The organism is Halobacterium jilantaiense, from assembly GCF_900110535.1.
GTDB classification, from domain to species: domain Archaea; phylum Halobacteriota; class Halobacteria; order Halobacteriales; family Halobacteriaceae; genus Halobacterium; species Halobacterium jilantaiense.
On sequence record NZ_FOJA01000001.1, the window covers coordinates 2,092,773 to 2,105,967 of the forward strand.

The following is a 13,195-nucleotide window of genomic DNA, read 5'->3' on the forward strand; positions in this document are numbered from 1 at the left end:
GCGTCCGGTATAAATCGCCGCGGCTCACCCGAGGACGGCGGCCTCGATGTCCCCGAGCCCGCCGTCGGTCTTGAACGTCGTGCCGCCGAAGTGCGTTCGGGAGGCGTCGAGGCCGGCGTCCCGGAGCAGGTCGAGAAACTCGTCCATGCCCACCGCGGGCTCGCCCCACTGGCTGTACAGCCGGTGCTGGTCGTAGTGCGTCGGCTCGTGGAGCTCGCCCTCGATGGTCTGCAGGAGGTGGAACGCCTGCGAGGCCTCGCCCATCTCGCCGGTGAGGTGTTCGCGCACGCTCGCCGCGAAGTCGACGTCGTGGGCGGCCCCGAGCCAGAGCGGGCCGGCCGTGAGCACCTGGCTGCCGCCACAGCGCGGGCACTCGTCCCGCGGGTCGGCGACGAGGCCGTGCTCGTGTTCGCGGTAGAGGCACTGCTGGCAGTGGTAGACGTGCCCGAGTTCGTCGATTGCCTCGTTCGCGTCCGTCGCCCGGTGGTGGAGTTCGAGGTACGTCCGCACGTAGTGGTCGCTGACGTGGCTCAGAATCGGTGTGACGCCCACGTCGTAGCGCGCCGCGGTCCGCGCCATCGCCCCCAGCAGGACGCGCAGCCCCATCTCCGCGTGGTACTCGGTGTTCCGGGGGGTCGCGGAGTACTTCCGCACGCCGGACTCGAAGTGCGCGCCGCACAGCGGCGCGGTGTCCGTCGCCGTCACGCAGACGAGGTTCCGGGCGTTCGCGAACGCCGCGTCAGCGAACGGAATCGGGGAGCCGAAGGGGTCGACGTCCACCACGTCGAACACGCGGTCGTCGTCGTGCAGGACGCTGTTGGCGTCCCGCTCGACCACTTCGCCGTCGAGGCCGTTGCGCGCGAGGTTCTCCCCGGCCAACTCGACGGCGTCCGGGTCGAGGTCCGCGAGCGTCGCGTCCCAGCCGTTCGCGGCGGCACGCACCCCGCGGATGCCGCTTGCGGTCATCGCGTCGAGGTACGTCTCGGCCCGCGGCTCGCGCTCCCGGAACGCCGACAGCGTCGCCACGGTCAGGTCGCGATTGAGTTCCTGCGTCTCGTTGAAGAACACGTCGTCGGCGGCACCCTCGCCGCCGCCCGACGCCTCCGGGACCTCCACCGCGACGCCGCCTTCCTCGACGAGCATACCGCTACTCGACGGCGTCGCGAAAAAAGGACGACGGTTGGCGGACGCGAGCGCGCAGCGGGCGGTCGGCTACTCGCCGAGTTCGGTCGCGCGCTCGACGACCTCGCGGCCGTACCGGTCGGCCAGCGCGTCGTGCTGGTCGGGCCGATGCTCGTAGACGTCTTGAAACAGGTCTATCGGCGTCTTCGCGGCCTGATACGTCGCCTCGTCCCACATCCGGTCGGTCTCGATGTCCACTGGAACCCCGTCGATTTCGAGGGTGGCCCCTCGCGTCATCGCGATTGCGCCCCGCCCCGCCGCTTTCGCGGCCTCGAACTCCGCCATCGAGTCCACGATGTCGGCCATGCTCGGGACGTACGACGTGCGCGCGAGCAGTTCCGCCCGGAGTTCGTCGGGGCCGAGGTCGTGCTCGCGGCCGTCGGCGTGCAGGACGTAGCCGTCCCCGGTGTCGTCGAGGCCGAGGTCGTCGCCGTCGTACACCCAGCGGCCGTCCGCCTCCCGGAGTTCGGTCTCGGACTCGCCGTCGTCGAGCAGCCAGTAGCCCGCCTCCGGCGGCAGGGGTTCGGTGTTCGCTTCGACCACCTGGCCCGGGGTCAGCGACCAGATGCCCGTCATCCCCTTCGCGCGGTTCGCCGTCATGCGGTCGCGGTACCCCTCGACGTCCCGGATGTCGTCGAAGGGACCGTCGACCGCAATCAGACCGGCGGCGCTCGCGCCACGGGACGTGTTGTGGCGCAACTCCGGCCACTCGGGGAGTTCGCCGGTCGGCGTCATCGCCCGCATGTCCTTCGTGTAGTCGACCTCGCCGTCCACCAGCAGGAACAGCCGTTCGAGGTTGTTCGACGGCTTCCCCATCTCCTCGCGGAGGTCGCCCATCGCGAGTTCGGCCTCGCCGCTCTCGACGATGACGGACATCGAGAGGCTGCCCTCGTCGAGGCCGTGGTCGGTCTCAACGACGGTCAGGAACTCGTCGGCCTTCTTCCAGTCGTCGACGTCGCCGACCTCGGGAATCACGAAGCCGTCGAGGTGTTCGACAGCCCCTCGCTCGGGGTCGGCCATCGCGTGCATCTGCTGGAACCCCGCGTGCCGCGTCGCCGGGTCCTCGCGGTGCCAGACGACTCGCGGGTGAATCTCGCCCGGGAAGTCCGCGCCGTGCTCGCTCACGACCTCGACGACGTTCTCGACGCCCTGGTCGCGCATCGACGGCGCGGTGGCGTCCTCGTTGTCCGGCACCCACACGTCGGGGGCCTCCACCCCCCGGAGCTCGGCTGCGCTCCGGAGCATCTTCGCGGAGTCGTCGTCGTCCACGGCCGTCGGGGACGTGAAGAACGTCCGCACGAACTCGCGGTCGTAGTGGCGGGCGGTCGGGTCAGTCGTCATCGCTGGCTTCCGTGGTCGCGCCGTCTTCGGCCGTGATGGGGTCGGCTTCGTCCTCGCTGTACCCCTCCGACTGCTCGATGCGGCGCTTCGCCTCCGGGTCGAACTGCGTCTCGATGTCCTGATAGCGGCTGACAAGCGAGAGGTCGTGGTGGCTCTCCGTCTCGTGGCCGAGGTAGCGGTCTTCGAGGTCGAACTGCGCTTCCTCGGCGTTCTCCTGGATGTTCACCATGTCCTCGTAGACGGCGTGGGCTCCGGAGTGTAGGCCAAATAGGGTGATGAAGACGTACTTGTAGCCGAGGTCGCCGAGCTCCTCGAACGTCAGCGGGTCGTCCTGCTCGCTCCACGCGAACGACGACGAGTAGTTGAACGCCAAATCGAGGTCCGGGTGGGTCTCGTGGATGGTCTCGGCGTACTCGACGGCGTCCTCCCGGGACGGGTCGGGCATCTCCGGCCACACCAGGTCGACGCCCGCGTCGGCGTAGATGCGGCCGCGTTCGAGGTGTTCCTCCCAGTCGCCGTTCGCGGACCCGTAGGCGTCGGTGCGCGCGATGATGACCGTGTCCTCGCACTGCTTGGCGTCGACGGCGGCCTCGAAGCGCGCCCTGGCCTTCTCCCGGGAGACAATCTGTTTGCCCGCGATGTGGCCGCAGCGCTTCGGCGTCGTCTGGTCCTCGATGTGGATGGCGGCGACGCCCGCCTTCTCGTACTCGCGGACGGCGCGCCGGACGTTGTGGATGCCGCCGTAGCCCGTGTCGCAGTCGGCGACCACGGGGAGGCTGGTGGCGTCGACGATGCGCTTGGCGTTCTCGACCATCTCGGTCATCGACACCATCTCCAGGTCCGGGAAGCCGAACTGCCCGAGGACGGTGGAGTACCCGCTCATGTAGACGGCGTCGTGGCCGGCGCGCTCGGCGAGCCGCGCGTCGAGGGCGTGGTAGAGCCCGGGCGCGAACACGTACTGGTCGTCGAGCAGCTCGCGGAACTCGCGGGCTGCGGGGTTGTCGATGTCTCGTCGCGTGTAGTCGGGGTACTCGTCAGTCATCAGTTGTGTCGGTGGGGTCGGCTGGCTCGTCGGTCGGTTCGTCGAGGCGGTGGCTGCGGACTGTCTCGTCGAGCCACGTCTCGCGGTCGTAGTCGGTTCGCATGTCGGGGACGACTGGCGCGCCCGTGTTCTCTATGTCAGTGTAGGTTGGCATCGGCGTTGTCGGGGGGGCTGCGGTTGTGGTCGCGTGGTGGTGCTGCGGGCGGGGGTCTGACCGAGATGGCCTGCTACGCGCATTGCGACCAGACAGGCATCGAGGACACGAATAAAGTTAATGATTAATCATGTGGAATTGGGTTGGTATAATGGATAATAATTAAGGTCTCAGATTGGCGCGTGTAAACACACCGCACGAACTCGCTGCTAACCGAACCTGCTATACCACGCCCCACCCAACGAACGGCCGTGCCCGAGGTCGACGACTGGCGCGACGCGCTCGCCGACGACGGCGAACTCACGCCAGCCACCACGGAACGCATCCTCGACGCCCACGGCGACCGCGGCCAGCGCGCCATCGAAGCCGCCAGCGAAGGCCGCGTCAAACAGTACAACGACTTCACCGTCGTCGTCGGCCACGGCGACGAGTACATCGTCGAAGCCGGCTCCTGCAACTGCGAGGACGCCCAGTACAACCTCGGCCCGGAGGAATCCTGCTGGCACGCCCTCGCCGCCGCCATCGCCGACCGCGTCGGCGAAGTCGACCACCACGACATGTTCTACAGCGACGTCCGAGACTTCGTCTGAGTCGTCCCGTCTCGCTGCGGGCGCGCCAGAGAGTATAATCGTCGGCGTCCCGTACGCGTACGGAACACCGTAATGAACGAGAACGCCGACGTGGATTCGATAACTGACGCAGACGCGACGCTCGGCGGCGAGTCGCCGAACGTCTACGAGGTCATCTTCCGCGAGATGGAGGACGCAGTCTTCCTGATCGGCGTCGACCAGTCGGGCGACGACTACCAGTTCACGTTCCGGCGAGACAACGCCTCACACCGGGACTTGACTGGCTTTTCGGAGGGCGAGATGCGCGGCCAGACGCCGCGTGAACTCCTCGGCGACGAACAGGGCGCGACCGTCGCGGCGAACTACCGTCGGTGTGTCGAACAGCGCGAATCCATCGAGTACGAGGAGACCCTGGACCTGCCGGGCGGCACCAGCCACTGGCAGACGAAACTCACCCCCATCGTCGAGAACGACACGGTGACACAGATTGTCGGTGTCGCCCGCGACATCACCGAGAAGAAGACCCAGGAGCGAGAGATACAGCGCCTCCACCGCAGATTCGAGACCGTCCTCGGAACGATGTCCGCGGCGGTGTTCCTGAAGGACACGGAGGGGCAGTACCTCCTGATGAACCAGGCCTGCCGCGAGCTGTTCGGCCTCGACGACGGAGCGGTCATCGGGTCGACCGACGACGAACTGTTCCCCCCGGACGTCGCCCAGCGAGCCAGGGCGACCGACCGGTACGTCACCGAGACCGGGGACACGACCGAAGTCGAGGAGACGATTCCGACGGCGACGGGGAGCACTGTCCGCCTCACGAGGAAGTCACCGGTGTACGACGACGACGGCGAGGTCACGGCGGTCTGTGGCGTGTCGACGAACATCACCGACCAAAAGCAGCGCGAACTCGAGCTTCGACGCCTCAAAGAGCGGTTCGAGCTCGCCGTCGAGGGCGCGAACCTCGGTGTCTGGGACTGGGATATGACCGCCGACGAGGTGACGTTCAACGAGCAGTGGGCCCGCATGCTCGGCCACCAGCCCCGCGAGGTCACACTCAGCTTCGCGGAGTGCGGACAGCGCGTCCACCCCGACGACCTCGACCAGATCGAGAGCGCACTGGACGCCAACCTCGCCGGCGACGCAGACCGCTTCGACACGGAACACCGGATGCAGACGGCCGACGGCGGCTGGAAGTGGGTCCGGGACATCGGCGAGGTCGCCGAGCGCAACGAGGACGGCGACCCGATTCGAGCCGTCGGCATCCACCTCGATATCGACGAGCGCAAAGCCTACGAGCACGCCCTCGAACGCCAGCGGGACAACCTCGAAGTCCTCAATCAGGTGGTTCGCCACGACGTCAGGAACGCCCTCCAGCTCGTGCTCGCGTACGGCGGCATGCTCGAAGACCGCGTCGAGGGCGACGGGGAGACACACCTCAGCAAGATTCTGAAAGCGGGCCGCGAGGCCGTCGACGTCACGCGGACCGCCGGCGACGTCACCAAGGTGTTGCTCCGTTCGGAGGCCGACCGGACGCCGGTGAACGTCCGGCGGGTGCTCGAAGACCAGATCGACGGCGTCCGCGCCCGCCACGAGCGCGCCATCGTCTCTGTCGACGCGGCGATTCCGGACGCCGACGTGGTGGCCGACGACATGCTGGAGTCCGTCTTCCGGAATCTGCTCAACAACGCGGTCGTTCACAGCGACGCGACGCTCCCCGAAGTGTCGGTGTCGGCGACCGTCGAGGCGGACGTGGTTCGGGTCCGCGTCGCGGACAACGGGCCGGGGATTCCGGACGACGAGAAAGAGCGCATCTTCGACGAGGGCGAACGCGGCCTCGACAGCGATGGGACCGGGCTGGGGCTGTACCTCGTGCGGACGCTCGTCGACCGCTACGGCGGCGACGTCTGGGTCGAGGACAACGACCCCGACGGCAGCGTCTTCGTCGTCGAGTTGCGGCGCTCCGAGTGACCGGCGCTCACCGGTCCGCGCAGTAGTCGACGAAGTTCCGGAGGATGCGCAGTCCGGTCTCGCCGGACTTCTCTGGGTGGAACTGGGTGCCGAAGACGTTGCCGGCGTCGTTCGCGACGACGGCGGGGAACCGCTCGCCGTAGTCGGTCTCGGCGACGGTGTGACCGGGGTCGTCGGGCGCGGCGTAGTAGGAGTGGACGAAGTAGGCGTGCTCGCCGTCGACGGAACCACCGGTGGTTCCGTCTGCTCGTTGCGTCTCTGACGAGACGGTGTCGACGCCGTCGACGAGCGGGTGGTCGCGCGTGACGTCCAGTTCGTTCCAGCCCATGTGTGGGACCTTCACGTCGCCCGTGAACCGGACGTTCCGGCCCGGAATGAGGTCGAGTCCTTTCGCGTCGCCCTGCCCTTCGCGGTCGGCCTCCTCGCTGGACGTCAGCAGCATCTGCATGCCGAGACAGATGCCGAACAGCGGCCGCCCCTCGTCGGCGGCGTCGACGAGCGCGTCCCGGAACGGGCCGGCGTTCTCCATGCCGTCGCCGAACGCCCCGACGCCCGGCAGCACGATGCCGTCTGCGTCGTCCAGCGCGCCCGGGTCGTCAGAGACGGTGACGGCGGCGTCCGCGCGTTCCAGACCGCGCGTGACGCTCCGGAGATTCCCGAGCCCGTAGTCCACCACGACGACCTCGGCGGCCGTCTGGCGGGTGGCGGATTTACTCATGTCCGTGTATTCGACCTCGGTAACCAAGTGCGTTGGCATCCATAACAGTACATAGACGTGCGTACAACCCGGGAGAACGGAACGGCAACTCTTATGCCGTACCATTCACAGTCCCAATACGAATTCGCATGGCGGGACGACGTAAATTCCTCAAAGTTGCAGGCGCTACAGGTATCGCGGGACTGACAGGCCTCGCCGGCTGTACGGGTGACGGCGACGGTGACGGCGGCAGTGAGACGACGGAGAGCGGCGATGGCGGCATGACCTCCGAGTCGACGGCTGAGAGCTCCGACCAGCTCACCTTCGGTGGCGACAACGCCATCAACTTCGGCATCTCACCGGCCGTTCCTCAGGAGGACCTCGAAGTCCAGTACTCGCCTCTCAAAGACCACGTCGATAGCTACATCCACGAGAACTACGAGGTGGCGAGCGATCTGAGCGTCAACGGAACCATCGGTAGCAACTACAGCGCCATCATTCAGTCGCTCGGCCAGGGCACGCTCGACATGGCCGAGACCGGGCCGTTCGCGGCCGCGCTCGGCGTGATGACTGGGAACGCCGAAGTCATCCTCCAGCGGTACGGCTACGGCGGCTGGACGTACAAGAGCATCATCGCGACGCCGAACGACAGCGACATCGAGGAGCTATCGGACCTCTCCGGGAAGACGGTCGCGTTCTCCGACCAGCTCTCGACCAGTGGCGCACTCTATCCGCTGTACAGCATCTCCGAAGACGGCGGTCTCGACGTCGGCGAACTCCCCGAAGGCAACGGTTCGCAGGCCGAGTTCGACGCCCGCTTCGCCGGCGGTCACGTCGGCTCGTACACGCTTCTCAAACAGGGTCAGGTCGACGCCGCCGCGATGGGCGGCTTCGTCCGCGACACGAAGACCGGCCCGGCGCCCGAAGAGTGGCAGGAGGTCGCGACCACGCTCCACGAGGACTCGGGGCTCCCGCGTGCGCCCATCGTCGTCTCGCCGGAACTCAGCGACGACGCGAAGTCGGCCATCCAGGACGCGTTCCTCGAAGGCCCGGACAGCATCTACTACGGTGCGGACGGCGAAGACGGCACTGACGACGACCTGTGGTTTAGCGACGTTCGCGAAGCGACGCGGGACGACTACCAGTCCGTCATCGATGTCGCCGACGAACTCAACGTCGGCACCGACATCTTCGAGCAGTAGACCGACTCCGATCCCGGCGTGAAAGTTCGGGCAGTTTTTCCGGCGGCCGGGCAATTGCCTAATCCCCCACATCACATATGCCATCCATCGAATTCGAAAACGTCACGAAAATATACGACGAGGACACCGTCGCCCTCGACGACGTGTCCTTCACCATTCCCGAGGGCGAGTTCGTCATTCTCCTCGGTCCCTCCGGCGCGGGGAAGTCCACGATGCTCCGTGTCCTGAACGGCCTCACGACGCCCACCGAAGGCACTGCTCGCGTCGGCGGTCAGGAAATCAAGAAGAACCGCAGCGAGGTCGGGATGGTCTTCCAAGAGCACTACCTCCTCGAAAGCAAGACTGCCTTCGGAAACGCGTTGTCCGGCGCGCTCTCCCGGAATGGGCTCGTACGGAGCGCCCTCGGCATGCACGACGAGTACGACAAGGTCAACGCACTGGAAGCTCTCCAGACCGTCGGTCTGCTCGACGAAGCCGGTCAGCGCGCCGAGTCGATGAGCGGGGGCCAGAAACAGCGCGTCGGGATTGCTCGCGCACTCGTTCAGGAGCCAAAGATTGTGCTCGCCGACGAACCGGTCGCCAGCCTCGACCCGAAGGCCGCGCGTGACGTGATGCGCTACCTGAAGAAAGCAGCGTCCAAACAAGACCTCACGACCGTCACCAGCCTCCACCAAGTGAACATCGCCCGCGAGTTCGGGGACCGATTCCTCGGCATCCGTGACGGCGAAGTCATCTTCGACGGCGACGCAGACGACCTCACGATGGAGGAGATGGACCGGATCTACTACGGCGACACCGCCGAGTCGGACACATCCTCAGACGGCCCGAAGACGAAGCCGATGGAGAGAGACATGACGGAAGCAGGTACCGCCGGAGGTGACGAGACGTGAGTTCGCCGTCCGCCGACTCCGGCATCCGGGAGAAGCTCGCGGCGCTCGACCGAGTCCGACGGCTCAAGTACGTCTTCTGGCTCGCGCTGTTCGCTGCGGTCGTCGGCATCACGTACTGGGGGCTGGGCTTCGTCGGCTTCAAGGCGTACGTCGTCGCCGACCGGTTCCCGGCCATGTACGACTTCATCTCGACTGGCTTCTTTCCGCCGGACTTCCAGAAGTTCACGATATACACGAAAGATCAGGGTATCAGTGGCCTGCAGGCCATCCCGGCGAGCTTCCGGGACTTCGGTCAGCCGATCATCGACAGCTTCGGGTCGTCCCGACAGTCCCTGGTGAAGGCGAGCGTAGTGACGCTCCTGCTGGGCTTCATGGGCACTGCGCTCGCGTTCCCGTTCGCGCTCATTCTGGGTGTCCTCGGGAGCGAGCGCGTCACGCCGTTCCCGTTCAACTTCATCTTCCGTGGGACGCTCAGCGCCATCCGCGCGATTCCCGCCGTCGTCTGGATCTTCCTCTACATCCCGATTGGACCGCCCAGTCAGATGACCGCGGTGCTCGCCATCGCAACTGACGGCATCGGGAACCTGGGCCGACTGTTCACAGACGACCTCGAAGAGATCGATGAAGGCCCGATCGAAGCCATCCGGTCGACGGGCGCGTCGAGCACGCAGACAATCAGCTTCGGGATGCTCAGTCAGGTCTCCCGGTCGTTCATCGCGTGGACGCTGTACATCCTGGAGATCAACACCCGAATCGCTATCTCGCTCGGCGTCGTCGGCGCCGGCGGCTTGGGGCTGATGATTCGGAACAGCCAGGACCTCTTCAGCTTCCAGCAGACCGCCGCCGGCCTCATCATGGTGTTCATCGTCGTGCTGGGCATCGAACTCGTTTCGTCGCGAATCCGTGCTCGCCTCCGTCCCGGCGAGCACAGCGGCAAGGGCTTCGTCGAGGCCGTCCGCGACCTGTTCAACCCGAAGAAGTGGCTCGGCATCAGTGACCGGCAGCCCTAGAAGTCGCCGAGGTTCGACTGCCCGCCGCTGACGCCCGCCATCGTCGCCGCTCGTTCGATGGTCTCCCGGAAGGCCGTCTTCTGACTCGCGTCGTACAGCGTCGCCGCCGGGTGCAGGCACAGCAGTACGTCGCGCTCTCGGCCGCCGAGCGCGACGCGTTCGACGCTCCCGGTTTCGTTCGTAACGGCGACATCCCGTTCGAGGAGGTGTTCGCCCGGCACCTTCCCGAGCGTGACCACGACCTCGGGGTCGACGAGTTCGAGCTCGCGGTCGAGGTACGGCCGGCAGTTCACGAGTTCTTCGCTGGCCGGGTCGCGGTTGTCCGGCGGCCGGCAGCGCACGCAGTTCGTGATGCGGACATCCGCCCGGTCGAGACCGGCGTCCCGGAGCGCGCCGTCGAGTACGTCGCCGCTCCGGCCGACGAACGGCACCCCCTCCGCGTCCTCGTTCGCGCCCGGTGCTTCGCCGACGAACACCACGTCCGCGTCCGCCGGGCCGTCGCCGTTGACGATCTGGCTGCGGGAGTCGACGAGCGCCTCGCAGTGCGTGCAGCTCTCTACCTCCACCCCGTCCATTCCGTCCATGTCCCGTCGTCGTCGTCGCGCAGAGTTAAGCGTGGTCGTCGGACGCTCCCCGAGCTGGACCGCGCTCCTCGACGCCTCTCGCGGCCAGCCTCGCTACCCGTAGTGGCTCCGGCCGCCCGCCTTCGGGCGTGAACGCGGCGACGATCTCACCCGGGTCCTCGCAGCCGACGCTCCGCACGAACACTCGCTCGCCGTTCACGTCGAGGCTGTAGCGGTCGGGGAGCGCCTCGTAGACGGCGAGCCGGTCGTCGCGGGCCGCACCCGAGAACTCCCGTTCGATGGGGGCGCGAAGGCCGTCGCTCGCTTCGAAGGAGACCGAGAGGACGGGCCGGTCGACGGCGTCGTGGACGGCCCGCAGGTCGACGACGTTGAACCAGGCCGGCGCGACGCCCGCCAGCAGGACGTACCGAACGTCCTCGCGGCCGAGGCGCTCGTAGCAGTCCACGACGGCCGCGGTGCTGTCGAGCCCGCCGACCGTACACGAAGTAAACGAGAATCCGTCGACGACCCGGGTCGCGCGCACCACTGCGCCAGCGACCGTCGCGCGGTCGCCACCCCCGGAGACGGCGACGCCGAGCGCGCGCGTCCCGGGTTTCACGACGCTACGACTCGTCTTTGATGTCCTGGAGGCGGTCCAGGAGTTCGTCGTTCGACGCGCCGATTTCGTAGTCCACGCCCCCGTCGTGTTCGTATTCGGCCGTGTCTACGCCGTCGTCGGCGTCGAGGTCGTCGGAGTCGATGGACTGGTTGTCCTGTTCGGATTCGTCGTAGCTCCCGAAGCCCATGACCACCTGAGCGTAGGTGGTTGGATTACTAAAATTCCTCGCCGGGTTTAGGTACCGAACGCGCCTGTTCGGTCACATGGACGTCGAAGTCGTCACCAGCGGCGCGGAATCGTTCACCTGCAACGCCTTCCTCGCGCTCGGCGAGACCACGACACTCGTGGACGCCGGCGCGTACGAGGGCGTCGTCGACGAGGTCCGAGAGCACACCGACGGCGTCGACCAGGTGGTGCTCACGCACCAGCACGGCGACCACGTCCAGCAACTCGACACCGTCGTCGAGGCCTTCGACCCGGACGTGTACGCGTTCGCCGATCACCCGCGTCGGACCCACGAACTCGCCGACGGCGATACACTCCCGGTGGGCGACGAGACCGCCGAGGTCGTGTTCACGCCCGGGCACGCCCCCGACCACGTCTCTCTGGTCACCGAGAGCGCGCTGTTCTCCGGTGACGTCGTGGTCCACGACGACGGCGCGTTCGACGACGGTAGCTTCGGTCGGACGGACATGCCCGGTCAGTCCCGCGAACGCCTCGTCGGGAGCATTCGAGAGCTGCTCGCTCGCATGCCGGACTCAGTCTCGGGGTTCTACGCCGGCCACGGCAGCGTCTTCGAGGGCGATGTCCGCGCGGTCGTCGAGCGCGCTCTGGAGCGCGCCGAGCGCCGCGAACCGAAGTACCCCGACGAGTAGCCAGGGCCTGCCACACCACGACAACCCTTATTCGGCGGGCGGCGAACTACCAGCCATGCCCGGCCGCCCGTTCGTCTCCGGCGACACCGTCGACCTCTGCCCGGTCGAGGAGGACGACCTCGACTTCCTCCGGGACACCGTCAACGACCCCGCCGTCTGGCCGACCATCGGCGGCCGCACGCCGACCACGGCGCGCCAGGAACGCGAGTGGTACGAGGAACAGGCCAGCGACGACGACGGGAACGTGAACTTCGTCCTCGCCGTCGACGGCGACCCCGTCGGCACCATCGGCGTCCACGGCGTCGACGACGTGAACGGCAGCGCCGAACTCGGAATCTTCCTCGCAGAGGCGTACTGGGGCGAGGGCTACGGCACCGAGGCCGGCCGGCTCGCCACCACGTACGCCTTCGACCAGCACCGCCGGCACCGCGTCGTCGCCTGCGTCTTCGAGGGTAACGAGGCCTCGATGCGCGTCTGGGAGAAACTCGGCTTCGACCTCGACGGCACCCACCGCGACGCGGTGTACGTCGACGGGTCCTACCGAGACCTCCACTACTACAGCGTCCTGGAGTCCGAGTGGGACGGATGACGACGCCGACCGGGGCGTCACAGCCCCTCGACCTCGTGCCCGCTGTCGTCGCGGTCGTTCTCGACGGCGAGGGTCGCGTCTGTCTCGTTCGCGACGAGAAACGCGACCGGTGGACGCTCCCGATGGGGCGCGTCGACCCCGGAGAGTCGGTCCGCGAGGCCGTCGTCCGCGAGGTCCGCGAGGAGGCCGGACTCGTCGTCACCGGCCCCGAACTCACCGGCGTCTACACCGACCCCGCGACCCAGGTCTTCGACACCCCGGACGGCCGAAAACAGTTCCTCGCGCACGTCTTCCGCTGCGAGTGGGTCGACGGCGACCCGGAACCGGACGGGGACGAGACGACGGCCGTCGACTTCTTCGCGGTCGGCGACTACCCGAACGACCTCGAACCCAGCGACGACTGGGTCGTCCACGCGCTCGACGGCGACGGCGTCGAAGTCACGTGACTGACCCCGGTGCTGCCGCTGCCCGGCGTCGAGCGACTGGAAAACGAG

At 67.3% G+C, this 13,195-nt stretch carries 16 protein-coding genes; 8 read left to right on the forward strand and 8 right to left on the reverse strand.

Annotated features, from left to right (window positions below; genetic code table 11):
• Window positions 1-24 precede the first annotated feature (24 nt).
• The 4 genes from BMW35_RS10730 to BMW35_RS15650 form a co-directional block, all read right to left on the reverse strand.
• A complete protein-coding gene (locus BMW35_RS10730) occupies window positions 25-1,143 on the reverse strand; it encodes a tRNA (guanine(26)-N(2))-dimethyltransferase (RefSeq protein WP_089669435.1) in 1,119 nt (372 codons plus the stop codon).
• A 69-nt stretch (window positions 1,144-1,212) separates the two neighbouring features.
• On the reverse strand, window positions 1,213-2,523 hold the full coding sequence (gene aceB, locus BMW35_RS10735; protein ID WP_089669436.1) for a malate synthase AceB: 1,311 nt from the start codon (window positions 2,521-2,523) through the stop codon (window positions 1,213-1,215).
• Complete coding sequence (gene aceA / locus BMW35_RS10740) at window positions 2,513-3,565, reverse strand: isocitrate lyase (protein ID WP_089669437.1); 1,053 nt, start codon at window positions 3,563-3,565, stop codon at window positions 2,513-2,515. Before aceA ends, aceB begins: the two co-directional genes overlap by 11 nt.
• Complete coding sequence (locus BMW35_RS15650) at window positions 3,558-3,719, reverse strand: hypothetical protein (RefSeq protein ID WP_177170824.1); 162 nt, start codon at window positions 3,717-3,719, stop codon at window positions 3,558-3,560. Before BMW35_RS15650 ends, aceA begins: the two co-directional genes overlap by 8 nt.
• Window positions 3,720-3,970: 251 nt before the next feature.
• Between BMW35_RS15650 and BMW35_RS10745 the strand changes: the two genes are divergently transcribed.
• Complete coding sequence (locus BMW35_RS10745; protein WP_218138603.1) at window positions 3,971-4,309, forward strand: hypothetical protein; 339 nt, start codon at window positions 3,971-3,973, stop codon at window positions 4,307-4,309.
• A gap of 72 nt (window positions 4,310-4,381) precedes the next feature.
• A complete protein-coding gene (locus tag BMW35_RS10750; protein WP_089669439.1) occupies window positions 4,382-6,256 on the forward strand; it encodes a sensor histidine kinase in 1,875 nt (624 codons plus the stop codon).
• A gap of 7 nt (window positions 6,257-6,263) precedes the next feature.
• On the opposite strand, the gene hisH is transcribed toward BMW35_RS10750, so the two are convergent.
• The gene (gene hisH, locus BMW35_RS10755) at window positions 6,264-6,974 is read right to left on the reverse strand and encodes an imidazole glycerol phosphate synthase subunit HisH (RefSeq protein WP_089670413.1); all 711 of its coding nucleotides are present in this window, start codon (window positions 6,972-6,974) and stop codon (window positions 6,264-6,266) included.
• 128 nt (window positions 6,975-7,102) lie between these two features.
• On the opposite strand from hisH, the gene phnD reads away from it, so the two are divergent.
• The 3 genes from phnD (at window position 7,103) to BMW35_RS10770 (ending at window position 10,055) form a co-directional block, all read left to right on the forward strand.
• Complete coding sequence (gene phnD, locus BMW35_RS10760) at window positions 7,103-8,155, forward strand: phosphate/phosphite/phosphonate ABC transporter substrate-binding protein (protein ID WP_089669440.1); 1,053 nt, start codon at window positions 7,103-7,105, stop codon at window positions 8,153-8,155.
• Between the two features lie 77 nt (window positions 8,156-8,232).
• Complete coding sequence (gene phnC, locus BMW35_RS10765) at window positions 8,233-9,045, forward strand: phosphonate ABC transporter ATP-binding protein (protein WP_089669441.1); 813 nt, start codon at window positions 8,233-8,235, stop codon at window positions 9,043-9,045.
• Window positions 9,042-10,055 carry a PhnE/PtxC family ABC transporter permease gene (locus BMW35_RS10770; RefSeq protein WP_089669442.1) on the forward strand — a complete coding sequence of 338 codons (1,014 nt, stop codon included), beginning with the start codon at window positions 9,042-9,044 and terminating at the stop codon, window positions 10,053-10,055. The genes phnC and BMW35_RS10770 overlap by 4 nt, the downstream gene beginning before the upstream one ends.
• On the opposite strand, the gene BMW35_RS10775 is transcribed toward BMW35_RS10770, so the two are convergent.
• The 3 genes from BMW35_RS10775 to BMW35_RS10785 are packed head-to-tail and all read right to left on the reverse strand — an operon-like array spanning window position 10,052 to window position 11,424.
• Window positions 10,052-10,639, reverse strand: coding sequence for a uracil-DNA glycosylase (locus tag BMW35_RS10775; RefSeq protein WP_089669443.1), 588 nt, complete (start codon window positions 10,637-10,639; stop codon window positions 10,052-10,054). The genes BMW35_RS10770 and BMW35_RS10775 overlap by 4 nt on opposite strands.
• A gap of 25 nt (window positions 10,640-10,664) precedes the next feature.
• Window positions 10,665-11,237, reverse strand: a complete 573-nt coding sequence (locus BMW35_RS10780; RefSeq protein WP_089669444.1) for an endonuclease dU — start codon at window positions 11,235-11,237, stop codon at window positions 10,665-10,667.
• Window positions 11,238-11,241: 4 nt separating this feature from the next.
• Complete coding sequence (locus BMW35_RS10785; protein WP_089670414.1) at window positions 11,242-11,424, reverse strand: DUF5786 family protein; 183 nt, start codon at window positions 11,422-11,424, stop codon at window positions 11,242-11,244.
• Window positions 11,425-11,500: 76 nt separating this feature from the next.
• On the opposite strand from BMW35_RS10785, the gene BMW35_RS10790 reads away from it, so the two are divergent.
• The 3 genes from BMW35_RS10790 to BMW35_RS10800 are packed head-to-tail and all read left to right on the forward strand — an operon-like array spanning window position 11,501 to window position 13,147.
• Window positions 11,501-12,112 (forward strand): MBL fold metallo-hydrolase, encoded by a 612-nt coding sequence (locus BMW35_RS10790; protein ID WP_089669445.1) that lies wholly within the window; start codon window positions 11,501-11,503, stop codon window positions 12,110-12,112.
• A 55-nt stretch (window positions 12,113-12,167) separates the two neighbouring features.
• On the forward strand, window positions 12,168-12,701 hold the full coding sequence (locus tag BMW35_RS10795) for a GNAT family N-acetyltransferase (protein WP_089669446.1): 534 nt from the start codon (window positions 12,168-12,170) through the stop codon (window positions 12,699-12,701).
• A complete protein-coding gene (locus BMW35_RS10800; RefSeq protein WP_089669447.1) occupies window positions 12,698-13,147 on the forward strand; it encodes an NUDIX domain-containing protein in 450 nt (149 codons plus the stop codon). The genes BMW35_RS10795 and BMW35_RS10800 overlap by 4 nt, the downstream gene beginning before the upstream one ends.
• Window positions 13,148-13,195 lie beyond the last annotated feature (48 nt).

Excerpts from the sequence above, each read along its gene's own strand:
- aceB (WP_089669436.1), bottom strand. The coding sequence starts at position 2,523 with ATGACGACTGACCCGACCGCCCGCCACTACGACCGCGAGTTCGTGCGG.
- BMW35_RS10795 (WP_089669446.1), top strand. The coding sequence starts at position 12,168 with ATGCCCGGCCGCCCGTTCGTCTCCGGCGACACCGTCGACCTCTGCCCG.
- aceA (WP_089669437.1), bottom strand. The coding sequence starts at position 3,565 with ATGACTGACGAGTACCCCGACTACACGCGACGAGACATCGACAACCCC.
- BMW35_RS10785 (WP_089670414.1), bottom strand. The coding sequence starts at position 11,424 with ATGGGCTTCGGGAGCTACGACGAATCCGAACAGGACAACCAGTCCATC.
- BMW35_RS10750 (WP_089669439.1), top strand. The coding sequence starts at position 4,382 with ATGAACGAGAACGCCGACGTGGATTCGATAACTGACGCAGACGCGACG.
- phnC (WP_089669441.1), top strand. The coding sequence starts at position 8,233 with ATGCCATCCATCGAATTCGAAAACGTCACGAAAATATACGACGAGGAC.
- phnD (WP_089669440.1), top strand. The coding sequence starts at position 7,103 with ATGGCGGGACGACGTAAATTCCTCAAAGTTGCAGGCGCTACAGGTATC.
- BMW35_RS10730 (WP_089669435.1), bottom strand. The coding sequence starts at position 1,143 with ATGCTCGTCGAGGAAGGCGGCGTCGCGGTGGAGGTCCCGGAGGCGTCG.
- BMW35_RS10790 (WP_089669445.1), top strand. The coding sequence starts at position 11,501 with ATGGACGTCGAAGTCGTCACCAGCGGCGCGGAATCGTTCACCTGCAAC.
- BMW35_RS10775 (WP_089669443.1), bottom strand. The coding sequence starts at position 10,639 with ATGGACGGAATGGACGGGGTGGAGGTAGAGAGCTGCACGCACTGCGAG.
- BMW35_RS10800 (WP_089669447.1), top strand. The coding sequence starts at position 12,698 with ATGACGACGCCGACCGGGGCGTCACAGCCCCTCGACCTCGTGCCCGCT.
- hisH (WP_089670413.1), bottom strand. The coding sequence starts at position 6,974 with ATGAGTAAATCCGCCACCCGCCAGACGGCCGCCGAGGTCGTCGTGGTG.
- BMW35_RS15650 (WP_177170824.1), bottom strand. The coding sequence starts at position 3,719 with ATGCCAACCTACACTGACATAGAGAACACGGGCGCGCCAGTCGTCCCC.